Here is an 11,586-nt window from a genome sequence, read left to right as displayed (position 1 = left end):
TCGAGGGACCCCGACACAGATCCGTCGAACACCAGTTTCTCGATTTCCGCCGCGCCAGCAATCGTTTTGCCCTGGTTGCCGGGAATGGCGCGCACACCGATTTTGAGGTCGATCGCGCGATCCTTTCCCAGTTGTCCAGAAGCATCGAGGCGCGCCGTCTGCGAAGCGATGGAAAGAGCTGGAATTGTGATCGCTCCGTCGTCCGCAAAAAGCGTCTGGCCGCGCAGTTGAGTGGTTCCGGAAAACACCGGACCGACAATAGGCGGAAGCAGGCCTTCCACGCGCGCGTCGAGATTCAAATTGAGCCGGCGCACCGCGGCTTCTCTGCGCAGCTGTGCTTGACCGGTTGCACCGATGGTCGCCCCCGCGTCGAAGGCGAGCTGGGCATCGAAGACATCCAGCGATCCGCTGCCTCTCAGGGTGAGCTTCACAGGTGGAAGGCCGGGAATGTTGAGTGCACGCGCGAGAATGCCGCCCGCCGGTTCATCGTGCGTGAGATTGAGGTTGAGCGCGTCGCTGGCGTAGAGAAGCTGGGCGACGAGTGTTCCGGGCGCATCGAGACGGCGGACATCGGCGTTGAGCCGCAGACCCTCGGAGGGACTGCCGAGCGAGGCGTCGCCGGTGGCGGTCACGCGCGCAGCAACGCCGAGGATCGGTTCGCCGAGCGCCAGTTCCTGAAGGGCGAACTTCTTCACTTCCACTTTAAGAGGGAGTTCCGGGAGAAGGGGTTGGTCGGCACCGGGAACCTCCTCTTCAGCCGGAAGGGGTTTGCGCAAAATCTGGAGGTTGCCGATTTCGAGCCTGTCGACCTCCAAACGCCGCGAAAGCAGAGCCAGTCTGCTCCAGACGAGACGTACCTGGTCGAGTTTCAGCCAGACACCGTCACGATCCGCTATCGTGACGTCGCGAATGGTGGAATCGGACGAGAGAACGCCGTCTACTGCACCGATTGAAACCCGCGAGGCCGGCGTCGAGAGCGCGCGCGACACGAAATCGGCGAGGAAGCCCTTATCCGCTTCGGTGCTGTGCGTGCCCGGGGCATAGGCGATCAAGCCAGCCGCGGCTGCGGCGGCGATCAGGACAACGAGGAGGAACCGGCGCACGATGATCATCAGAATGCCTGCCCTATGCTGACATAAAGGGCGACCGGCTTGTCGCCGGGACGGCGGTCGAGAGGTGCGGCGACGTCCAGGCGGATCGGGCCGATCGCCGTATAGTAGCGAAGTCCGAGCCCGGCAGAGACGCGAATCTTCTCGTCGAAGCTCGGTAGGCTCGAGTCGAACGCATTGCCCGCGTCGACGAATGGAACGATGCCGATCGTGTCGGTGATCTTGATCCGTGCTTCGAGCGAGGCTTCGAGCAGACTTCTACCGCCGACGACAAAGCCGAACGGACCGGTGGGTCCGAGGCTTTGATAACGATAACCACGCACGGATCCGCCGCCACCAGCGAAGAAGCGCCAGTTGGCCGGAATCTCATCAAGGGACGGTCCGGCGACGGAACCAAAGCCGATGCGGCCGGCGAGTACGTAGCGGGCTTCTTCGTCGAGGGCGTAATAGGTCGAGGCTGTTCCTTTGGTGACGAGCATGTTGACCGTCGAGCCAAGGAAACCAGGATATGGGGCGACTGACGCATTGACGCGCCATCCACGCGTGGGATCCAGCGGCCTGTCGGTGGAATCGTAGGTGAGCGACAGCGGAGTTCCGACGAGGAAGTAGTCGACCTTTCCGAGAACGTCGCTCGTCTGGCCTTTCTGGAGTTGCAGCCCGCCCTGAAGCGAGAAGGTATCGCTGAAGCGATGGCGGATCACGCCGGTGCCGTCGACAAAGCGGGTCGTATAGCCGCCGAATCGATCGCCGCCCGTACGGTTGCGTTCGGCCAGTCCATCGATCAGCAGGTCGTTGCGCGATCCGTAGAGAGCGGGCTTGAGAAAGCTTGCACGAAAACGTCCGCCGAGATCGGACCACTCGAAATCGCTGAACCGCTTGATCCGGGTTCCATCGTTGCGGGGAAGGGTAAAGATGTCCGCCTCGRGGCGCAGGCGTTCYGCGCCGCCGAACAAATTGCGATGTTCCCAATAGGCGCGAACCCCTGGCCCGTCGATGGTGGAATAGTTTGCCGCGAAACCGACGACCCGGGGCTTGCGCTCTGTGACATCGACGAAAACCGGAAGGCGGCCCTCGTCGTCGAGCCGTTCAGCCTCGCGAATGCGTACCGACCCCAGCGCCGCGATGGAAGCGACTGACTTGCGCGTATCGGCCACGGCTTTCGGCGAATAGGGATCGCCCGGCTCCACATAGATGAAGGAGCGGACCACGGCTGGATCGACGTTCTGGGTTCCGGAGACCGCGATTTCGCCGAAGGGCGCGCGTTGCCCGGGATTGAGCGAAAACGTGACGTCCATCGTCAACGCGCGGTGGTCGACGACTGGTTGAAGGCCGACGGTCTTGGCCAATGGGTACGATTGAGCGCGAAAATAATCGAGCATTCCGGCCTCTGCGGCCCTTAGGTCGGCGGACCGGGCGGGGTCGCCGGACTTCAGAGCGATTGCCTTCGGGGGTAGCTCCACCGCTGAAAAGGGCTGTTTGGTCCGCGCATCGAGGACAGAGATCTGTCGCACGGTGAACTTAGGTCCGGTGGTCAACTTTACCGTGATCGGGACGGCCTCCGTGCCGCGATAGCGTTCGGCAGCGCGAGCAGGGGCGATCAGATTCGTGCCGAAGCCGATGGGAGAGCCGGCGATGTCGATCTCGATCACGGCGTTGTAGTAGCCGGCTCCCCATAAGGCATCCAGCAGAGGGGCGAGGTCTCCCTGGGCCCTTCGGGCAAGGGATTCCCCCTCGGGAGGGGCGTCGGTGCGGAGCCGATAAAGGGTCGAAGCCTCTTGCAAAACCGATTTGAGCGCGGATTCGCCATCGCCGGAAATGGCGAAGGCGACGCTATAAGGCAACGCCGATTGCGAGGCGGCCGGCGGTTTTTCATCCGACCCGAATAAGCCGAAGAAATCGAACGCTTTCGCCTCGCAACTCGAAAATCCCACCGCGCAAGCGAAAACCCGCGCCGACAAGGAAAAAGGGTCTCGTCGGGCCCAAAATCGCATCCGGTACTCCTGCCCTCCAAGCCCGCCGCACGAATGCGGACATTTTATGGTCGTTCCCTTCGGGAAGGAATGCAAAGAGGACAACATTGTGAACAATTGGGAAATGTGTGCTCGAGCGCCAACGGAACGTGAGGTTGTGGCCTCATTGATCTGATCAGGTAGATCCGGTATTCCCGAACGGCGAGATTGCAACGTTAGGACACCCTTTGCGCATCGCAATGTTAAGCACCGAGGCCTCCTCGGGCGGCGCCGCAAGGGCGATGCAACGCCTCGCGAAAGGTCTTCGAGCCCGCGGGCACGCGGTCGACGTTCTGGTGAAGATCGCCGGAGACGATGTCGCGAACGAAGTCCTGATCCTGCCGGACGAGCGCGATCCGGCTTCGCTCCGCTTGAGCGACGCGATCGACGCTGCCCTCGACGAGGACTACGTCGCCGCGCGGCGGACCGCGGTATCGAACACCTATTTCTCGACGCAGGTCCGCGGGTTCGATCTCACCGCATCGACGCTTCTGAACAATTACGACGTGGTCAACGTGCACTGGACGGGGACAATGATGTCGCCTCTGGTCCTTGGAAAAATGATCGAGTGGGGTGTGCCCACGATTTTCACCCTGCATGACATGGGGCATTTCACCGGCGGATGTCATTATTCTGCCGGGTGCAACGGTTTCGCCGCGCAATGCCAGCCCTGCCACCAGGTCCATTCCGACGAGTTGGGCCTCATCGCTGCAGGCCTTGCCGCAAAGCGCGCGAATTACTGCAAGCCCAATGTCCGCGCCGCTTCTCCCTCGGCGTGGCTCGCTGGGGAAGCGGACAGGAGCGCAGTATTCCCTGCGCCGGTTCATGTGATCGCGAATTCGATCGAGACGGATATTTTTCATTCGCGGGATCGCGATGCAGCGCGCCGAGCACTGGGGCTAGAAGAGGGGACCCGTGCCATTCTCTTTGGCGTCTATGACGACGCCGAAAACCGAAAGGGTTATCGCAGGCTCATCGAGGTGCTCGAGCGAGCCATGGCTATTCCCGCGTTCGCCGACCTCGTCAGCCGCGATTCCATCCGTATTCTCGCGTTCGGGAAGTCCGGTCACGATCTGAACGAGATTGGAATTCCCTCAATGAGCCTGGGTTGGGTCGGCGACGATCAGCGTCTCAGCGAGATTTATCGGGCAGCGGATCTTTGCGTGTTGCCATCGAGCGAGGACAATCAACCCAATGTGATGTTGGAGGCCATGGCCTGCGGTGTTCCAGTCGTTGCGTTTCGCGTCGGCGGAATTCCAGAGACCATCACGGATGGCGTATCCGGATATCTCGCAGAGCCGTTCGACATCGACGCCATGGCAAGAGCGGTGGCCCGCCTTGTCGACGATCCGGATCATGCGCGACGATTGGGGGATGCCGCTGCTGCGGCGGCGCAGGAGTACTCGTTGGACCGTCAGGCGGGAGCGTACGAAGAGGTTTTTCAACGCTTGGCCGCCTCCGGCCGACGGGCATCCAACGCCGCGCCGGACGAGACGAGCGGCGAGAGCGACACCGAGGGACGCCGGATCGCGAGAGCCCCGCTGGTGCTCAATCCCGATGTCGAACAGACGCGCGTCATGGCGCTTTTTGCCGAGCAGATCGCGTCGCTCAAGAAACAGCTCGACGGGGTCACTCAGAACCGGGACGTCGTGCACGAGCAATTGATCGGCGTGCAGAGCGACTACATCGCCGTCCGAGACAATCGCGATGGGCTTCGCGATCAACTGAGTGCTTTGGCCGACCATGCGGCCGCAGTCGAATCGGATCTGAAGCTCTTGAAGCGTCTCGCGCCCAATCGTTGGTTGCTTGGTCTCCGCAAGAGGATACGGCGACCCTAATCGGCCGACATGGCTCTATTCCAGCGCCTAAAATCGGCCATCGGATCAAGTCATCCATTCTTTCAAGTTGTATAGAGAGCTTGCCTGCGGCGTATTCCAACGTCTTGGATGGGCGCGCTAGCGATCTGCTTCATCAGTGTGAACGACGATTATTTAGAAAGATCGAAATTTCAGCACCAATAGTTACAATGGAAGGATTCTAAATTAATTCGAACTGAATTTTGATCAATTCAAAACAAGGTTTTACTTGTTGACGTCTCGATGAAAATCGCGTGGAAGCCTCCATTGTGACGTTCGGGCTGCGTTCGAGCGCCACAAACGGATTCCGACATTCACGGGGGCGAGACATGACAGCCGGTGCAATCGACGTTGCGGACAGAAACCGTCCTTTCTACGAGACGGGAAAACGAAGCCGTGATCTTGCGGTCGAGTTGGGCATCTCCGAGGCTGAATTGCTCGACCAGCATGAGGGACCGGAAGTGGTGAGACTTCAGGTCGCCATGCCGGATCTCATCAATGCCCTGCCGGGCCTGGGCGAGGTCATGTCGCTGACCCGAAACGATGCCGCCGTCCACGAAAAGGTCGGAACATTCGGCAATATCAAGATCATGGGCGGCGTCGGGCTCGTCCTCAACGATGCGATCGACCTTCGGCTTTTCCTGAAGCATTGGAAGACCGTGTTCGCGCTCGAACTGCCGAGCGACCAGGGACCGCGCCGCAGCTTGYAGATCTTCGATGCGCAAGGCGATGCCGTCATCAAGATTCATCTCAAGCCCCAGTCGAACGTCGAGGCTTTCGAGGACCTGCGCGACCGGTATGCGGATCATGCGGCAAGCCCGCTTTTGGTCTCGCCTGCCGAGCCGGTTCACGCAAAGAGCGCATCGGTCGATGTCGAGGGCTTCCGCACGGCATTCGCTGGAATGCAGGACGTACACGAATTTCACCCGCTCTTGACGAAATTCGGCRTGGATCGCCGCGAAGCGCTCGACCTTCTCGATGAACAATACGCCAAGCCCCTCGCCAATTCGGCGGTGCGTACGCTTCTCGAAACGGCCTCCGAGCGTGCTCTTCCAATCATGTGCTTTGTCGGCAACGCTGGTTGCATCCAGATTCATCATGGCGCGGTGCAGACGATCAAGGTCATGGGGCCGTGGGTCAACGTACTCGATCCCGGCTTCAATCTTCATCTGCGTGAGGACTTGGTTGTTGAGAGCTGGCTCGTCAAAAAGCCGACACGCCACGGACTCATCACGTCGGTCGAGCTCTATGCTGCAGATCGAAGCCTGATCACGCAGTTCTTCGGCGTTCGCGACGAGAAAGAGCCTGAGGATGTGAATTGGCGCAGCCTCGCCGAGACCCTCTGACGCCGAACTCACTTCCCTTCACGATCCGTTCGCCCGGAGGCGATTGATGGCCATGTCGAACCTTACACGTCGCGCACTACTTGCGGGATCCGCCGTCGCCGTTGCTGCATTCGGTGCGAAGGCTGCAGCGCCGCGCCGGATCGTCAGCGTGGGCGGGGCGATCACGGAGATTCTCTATCGTCTTGGTCTCGATGCCGAGATCGTCGGCGTCGATACGACGAGCCTCTATCCGACCGAAGCGCTCAAGACGAAACCGAACATCGGATATGTCCGCGCTCTCGGCGCTGAGGGAATCCTCTCGCTTTCGCCTTCTCTGGTCTTGGCGGTCGACGGTGCCGGTCCTCCTGATGTGCTCAAGATCGTCGAGCAGGCGGGCGTCAAGGTCGTGCGCATTCCAGACGACCCGAGTCCGGCCGGCGTCGTGCGTCGCATCGAGACTATCGCGCAAGCGGTCGGCGTCGAAGACAAGGGCGCAGCGCTTGCCCGCGACGTCGAGCAACGCTTCGCTAAACTCGACGCGGAGCGAAAGGTGCTCACCGACGCGAAGCGCGTTCTGTTCGTCTTGTCGCTTCAGAACGGCCGCCCGCTCGTCGGTGGCCGCGGGACGACGGCCGACGCAATGTTGGCGCTCGCCGGTGCGACGAACGCCGCGTCCAGCCTCGAAGGGTGGAAGCCGCTTTCGGACGAGGGTGTGATGGCGGCAGCGCCCGACGCGATCGTCATGATGAGCCAAGGGCCGGGTGGGGCGCCTGCTGATCCGTTCGCTCTGCCGGCCTTTGCGGCGACGCCTGCGGCGAAGGATAAGAAGCTGATCGTGATGGATGGTCTTTACCTGCTCGGCTTCGGCCCCCGGGCACCTGAGGCGGCGCACGATCTCATGGTGTCGCTCAACACCAAGAATCCATGATCCGAGCCTCGCGGGCGCTCGCCCTTCGCACGATCTCTCTCGATCGTCGCATGCTGATCGTCTTCAGCGCGCTGAGTGTCTTGACCGCGATCATCGCGGTGCTGTCGCTCGGCGTCGGTGCAGTTCCAATGCCCGTCGGTCGCGTGGCGGCAGCGCTTTTGTCACCGCTCGGTCCAAACACGACGACGGGCGATGCGCTCGTCGTCCTGCAGGTTCGGCTGCCCCGTCTCGTCATGGGACTGATCGTCGGTGCGAGTCTCGCCGTTTCCGGCACGTTGATGCAAGGGCTGTTCCGTAACCCTTTGGCCGATCCCGGCCTCGTCGGGGTCTCGGCCGGCGCGGCGCTCGCTGCTGCCATCACCATCGTTCTCGGCCATGTCGTCCTCGTACCGATATTCGGCTCGGTTCCGTTTGCCGCCCTGCCGGTCGGCGCGTTCGGTGGCGGCCTTCTGACAACGCTTTGCCTTTATCTCGTCGCCACGCGTAGCGGCCAGACATCGATTGCCACGATGCTTTTGGCCGGTGTCGCCTTCGGCGCGTTGTCGGGTGCGTTCATGGGATTGCTGTCGTATCTCAGCGACGATCGGCAATTGCGCGATCTGTCGTTCTGGTCGCTAGGCTCCTTGAGTGGTGCGACCTGGACAAAAGTCGCGGTCGTCATTCCCTTCATTCTTCCGTCGCTCATCGTCATGCCGTTTCTGGCGCGTGGTCTCAATGCGCTCGCACTTGGCGAGGCGGAAGCGTTTCATCTGGGTTTCGCCGTTCAGCGTGTGAAAGCCGTGGCCATCCTTCTTGTCGCTGTTTCGGTGGGCGCGTGCGTGTCGGCCGCAGGCATCATCGGCTTCGTGGGGATTATCGTCCCCCACACGTTGCGGCTCATGACCGGTGCGGACCATAGGCTTCTCTTGCCGGCTTCGGCCCTGTTCGGCGCGGCCTTGTTGACGGGCGCCGACACGATCGCGCGGACCATCGTCTCGCCCGCGGAGCTCCCGATCGGGATCATCACAGCCGCCATTGGCGCGCCGTTTTTCCTGTGGCTGCTTCTCAGTCGCCAGCGAGGGCTCTCATGAGCGCCGCGATCACGGCAAAAAAGCTCTCCTACGAGCGCGGCCGGCGCATGCTCGTCGATGGCATCTCGCTTTCGATCGAGCCTGGATGCTTCACTGTCGTTGTCGGCCCCAATGGCGCGGGAAAATCCACCCTGCTGAAACTGCTCTCGGGAGAGGCGGTCCCGAGTGCTGGCGACGTCTCGTTCCACGGTCAGCCAATCGCTCGGATGCCGGCTTGGCAGCTTGCCCAGATCAGGGCTGTGATGCCGCAGGCCTCAGATCTCAATTTTCCATTTCTCGTCGAGGAAGTGGTTTCCCTCGGCGTCGAGGGGATCGGGCGAGGATTGTCCCGCGGAGACCGGCACGACTGCATCGATCGCGCTTTGCAACGGGCCGACATCGCAGATCTACGAATGCGGTTCTATCAGACGCTCTCAGGCGGAGAGCGCCAACGGGTGCACTTCGCCCGCGTTCTCGCGCAACTCGCCGCCGGCCGTTCGGTCGACAAGAGACAGGTCCTGTTCCTCGACGAACCGATTTCGAGCCTTGATCTCAAGCACCAACTCGGGGTCATCGGTGAAGCCCAGGCTCTGACGCGGGAGGGGGTGACGGTTGTCGCGGTGCTGCACGATCTGCAGTTGGCCGCCAGCGCCAGTGAGGATATCGTGCTCCTGAACCGCGGTCGGCTCGTCGCACGAGGTTCACCAGGGGTGGTCCTGACGGAGGAGCATCTTGCCGGTGTTTTCGGGGTCAGGCTCGGACTTCCCCACCTCCCGCCTTTGCCATGGACGGCGCTCTGAAGGCCCTCGATCACGCTATTCGAGCGGGTACGTGCAACCTTGGCCGCCCGGCCGCGTTGACTTACGCAGCAATGCAGAGAGGGCTAACATGGGCATCATCTGGACTATCATTATCGGCTTCGTCGCTGGCGTGATCGCGAAATTCATCATGCCGGGAGATCGCGAGCCGTCAGGCTTCATTCTCACGACCATCCTCGGCATCGTCGGTGCGTTCGTGGCCAGTTATCTCGGCCAGGCTATCGGCTGGTACCGGGCGGGCGAGGGGGCGGGCTTCATCGGCGCTATCGTCGGCGCCGTGGTCGTGCTCTTCATCTGGGGGCTGATCGCAGGTCGCAAGTCGACCACGATCTGATTTCAACGTCCGGGATCGCTCAGCCGTTACGAGCGATCCTCGGTCTGTCATCGTTTGGATCGATCAGAACCGCCTTGATCGGACAGCTCCCCTTGTACCCACGCCATGCGAGGTAGGAGCCGCCGATGAGCGCAAGCGCGTTCAAAACAGGGTTCGGACGGGGTTTCGCTGCCGCGGCCGCCAATCCGAGACCCGCAGCGACGTAGATCACGCGCTCCATCGTCGACAGATTGCTTTCAGCGTCGGATTCATTGTCTGGTCGCGCCACGTCGTGCTCCTCGATCTGCGCTTGGCGAACGCCACGCTTGACCCCATTGTTCCCTCCACTCCCTCGCTCTCACGCGCCGTGAGCCCCGGAAGACTAGGGGATGGGCTACATTGGAATTGCTATAAATCATTGATATTGCGGGACATTTGTCATTGCCCTAAGAGTTCGGAGACGGCTTGCCCGCCGTTGTCGCCCCCGGTTCGACCGGACTGATTTTAAGCGAGAGGATGCTTCGGTTGCGAACAGCGTCCGACAAATCCTCTCCTACGCTGCTTGAGGCTTCACCGCATGTTGGGATGTGGACTCGTCCGACAGAGGCACATCGCGTCGCGCCCCGGAACGCGCGTGCTGGCAATAGCGACGCTCGTGGTCTCGTGTGCGGCGTCGCCCGCCTTCGCGCAGGCTTCGCTTGGCTCGGCTGCGCTGCCGCATGACTTGTCGCCGTGGGCGATGTTCATGAACGCCGACATCATCGTCAAAGCCGTGATGGTTGGTCTCGCCTTCGCGTCTCTCGTGACGTGGACCATCGGCCTTGCCAAGGGCCTCGAACTCGTGTCGTCGAAGTCGAAAGCGTCGCGCTCCTTGCGTCGCATTCAGGAAGCGGCCGACCTCGGGGATGCTTCGGCGCGGCTTGACGGGCGGTTGGCGCGAGGACCTGTCGCCACGCTTTTGCTCGCTGCGCGTGTGGAGGTCGAACGATCTCAGGATCTGCCAGTCGAGGGCATAAAGGAGCGCGTCGCAATGGCGCTGTCGCGGATCGAAGCCCAAAGTGGTCGCGCCATGATGCGCGGCACGGGCCTTCTCGCCACGATCGGTTCGACGGCCCCCTTCGTCGGCTTGTTCGGCACCGTGTGGGGTATCATGAATTCGTTCATCGGCATCAGCAGAGCACAGACGACCAATCTGGCGGTGGTTGCGCCCGGCATCGCCGAGGCATTGCTGGCAACAGCGATCGGCCTTGTCGCCGCCATTCCCGCTGTCGTGCTGTACAACGTCTTCGCCCGATCCATCAGCGGTTACCGCGCGAGTTTGGCTGATGCCTCGGCAACGATTCTGCAGCATCTGTCACGCGACCTCGATCGTCCGCGGCAGGCGGCGAGGATCGTGACGCCGATCCGCTCGTCGTCGAGCGGCCATATTCGCCCAGCGGAGTAGGCGGGTGGCGGTTCGTCTTCAGGAAAGCCACGATGACGATCTCGGCGAAGTCTCCGAGATCAACGTCACGCCTTTCATCGACGTGATCTTGGTCCTGCTCATCATCTTCATGGTGGCTGCACCGTTGTCCACGGTCGACGTCGCCGTCGATTTGCCCACGTCCAATGCGGAGCCGCAGCCGCGACCGGACAAGCCTCTCTATCTGACCATCAAAAGCGATCTCTCTCTGGCACTGGGCGAAGCGCCTGTTGCCCGCGAAAGTCTCAGCACATCGCTAGACGCCGAAACGCAGCAAGATCGCGAGAAGCGGATCTTCCTGCGTTCCGATCAGGCGGTGTCCTATGGTGAGTTGATGAAGGTGATGAACCTTTTGCGGAGTGCCGGCTATCTGAAGATCGCGCTGGTCGGCCTCGAGGAGGCGAGCGGCGGTTCGAAGCCATGATCGGACAGACACCCCGCCATTCCCGAGCGGCTGCATTGGCGCGCTGGTGCGTCGCCTTTGTCGTCGTCGGCATCGTTCACGCCGGGGCGGTGTGGGCGGCATTGGGATGGAATCGCGACGATCACGTTCCGGCCAGTGCACCGCCTGCGATTTTGATAGATCTCACGCCGGCCGCGTTACCGGAGGCACCCGCGGAAGACGTCGCGCCCGGCCCCAGCATGAACGAGGCGCAACCCGAAACAGTGCCGGATCTCGCAAAACCGGAACCGATCGAAGAGCCGCAGATCGCAAAG

General features: G+C 61.7%; 10 protein-coding genes and 2 pseudogenes. 9 read left to right on the top strand and 3 right to left on the bottom strand.

The genetic code is table 11. The annotated features are described in order from the left end of the window. Window positions 1-1,112, bottom strand: a pseudogene (locus tag AC1DT3_RS04460) (translocation/assembly module TamB domain-containing protein); the annotation flags it as partial. After that, entirely contained in the window at window positions 1,112-3,100 is a 1,989-nt protein-coding gene (locus AC1DT3_RS04455) for an autotransporter assembly complex protein TamA (RefSeq protein WP_477464037.1), read from the bottom strand. The pseudogene AC1DT3_RS04460 and the gene AC1DT3_RS04455, both read right to left, overlap by 1 nt. 218 nt (window positions 3,101-3,318) lie before the next feature. On the opposite strand from AC1DT3_RS04455, the gene AC1DT3_RS04450 reads away from it, so the two are divergent. From AC1DT3_RS04450 to AC1DT3_RS04425, 6 genes are all read left to right on the top strand, one after another. After that, window positions 3,319-4,956 (top strand): glycosyltransferase, encoded by a 1,638-nt coding sequence (locus tag AC1DT3_RS04450; RefSeq protein WP_477464036.1) that lies wholly within the window; start codon window positions 3,319-3,321, stop codon window positions 4,954-4,956. A 347-nt stretch (window positions 4,957-5,303) separates the two neighbouring features. Beyond that, on the top strand, window positions 5,304-6,320 hold the full coding sequence (locus AC1DT3_RS04445) for a hemin-degrading factor (RefSeq protein ID WP_477464035.1): 1,017 nt from the start codon (window positions 5,304-5,306) through the stop codon (window positions 6,318-6,320). 52 nt (window positions 6,321-6,372) lie between these two features. Then, the gene (locus AC1DT3_RS04440; RefSeq protein ID WP_477464034.1) at window positions 6,373-7,227 is read left to right on the top strand and encodes a heme/hemin ABC transporter substrate-binding protein; all 855 of its coding nucleotides are present in this window, start codon (window positions 6,373-6,375) and stop codon (window positions 7,225-7,227) included. Beyond that, a complete protein-coding gene (locus tag AC1DT3_RS04435; RefSeq protein ID WP_477464033.1) occupies window positions 7,224-8,297 on the top strand; it encodes a FecCD family ABC transporter permease in 1,074 nt (357 codons plus the stop codon). Before AC1DT3_RS04440 ends, AC1DT3_RS04435 begins: the two co-directional genes overlap by 4 nt. After that, window positions 8,261-9,076 (top strand): heme ABC transporter ATP-binding protein, encoded by an 816-nt coding sequence (locus AC1DT3_RS04430; RefSeq protein ID WP_477464032.1) that lies wholly within the window; start codon window positions 8,261-8,263, stop codon window positions 9,074-9,076. Before AC1DT3_RS04435 ends, AC1DT3_RS04430 begins: the two co-directional genes overlap by 37 nt. A gap of 88 nt (window positions 9,077-9,164) precedes the next feature. After that, window positions 9,165-9,428, top strand: coding sequence for a GlsB/YeaQ/YmgE family stress response membrane protein (locus AC1DT3_RS04425; RefSeq protein ID WP_477464031.1), 264 nt, complete (start codon window positions 9,165-9,167; stop codon window positions 9,426-9,428). Window positions 9,429-9,447: 19 nt separating this feature from the next. Here AC1DT3_RS04425 and AC1DT3_RS04420 read toward each other — a convergent pair whose 3' ends face one another. After that, entirely contained in the window at window positions 9,448-9,696 is a 249-nt protein-coding gene (locus tag AC1DT3_RS04420; RefSeq protein ID WP_477464030.1) for a YgaP-like transmembrane domain, read from the bottom strand. A gap of 288 nt (window positions 9,697-9,984) precedes the next feature. On the opposite strand from AC1DT3_RS04420, the gene exbB reads away from it, so the two are divergent. The 3 genes and pseudogenes from exbB to AC1DT3_RS04405 form a co-directional block, all read left to right on the top strand. Then, window positions 9,985-10,851: a tonB-system energizer ExbB gene (exbB, locus tag AC1DT3_RS04415; RefSeq protein ID WP_477464029.1), complete on the top strand. Its 867-nt coding sequence runs from the start codon at window positions 9,985-9,987 to the stop codon at window positions 10,849-10,851. Window positions 10,852-10,855: 4 nt separating this feature from the next. Further along, the gene (gene exbD / locus AC1DT3_RS04410; protein ID WP_477464028.1) at window positions 10,856-11,293 is read left to right on the top strand and encodes a TonB system transport protein ExbD; all 438 of its coding nucleotides are present in this window, start codon (window positions 10,856-10,858) and stop codon (window positions 11,291-11,293) included. Beyond that, a pseudogene (locus AC1DT3_RS04405) lies at window positions 11,290-11,586 on the top strand (hypothetical protein); the annotation flags it as partial. The gene exbD and the pseudogene AC1DT3_RS04405, both read left to right, overlap by 4 nt.

The sequence above is a fragment of the Microvirga sp. P4_G7 genome (assembly GCF_056401005.1).
This window is presented reverse-complemented; position numbering and strand designations above follow the sequence as displayed.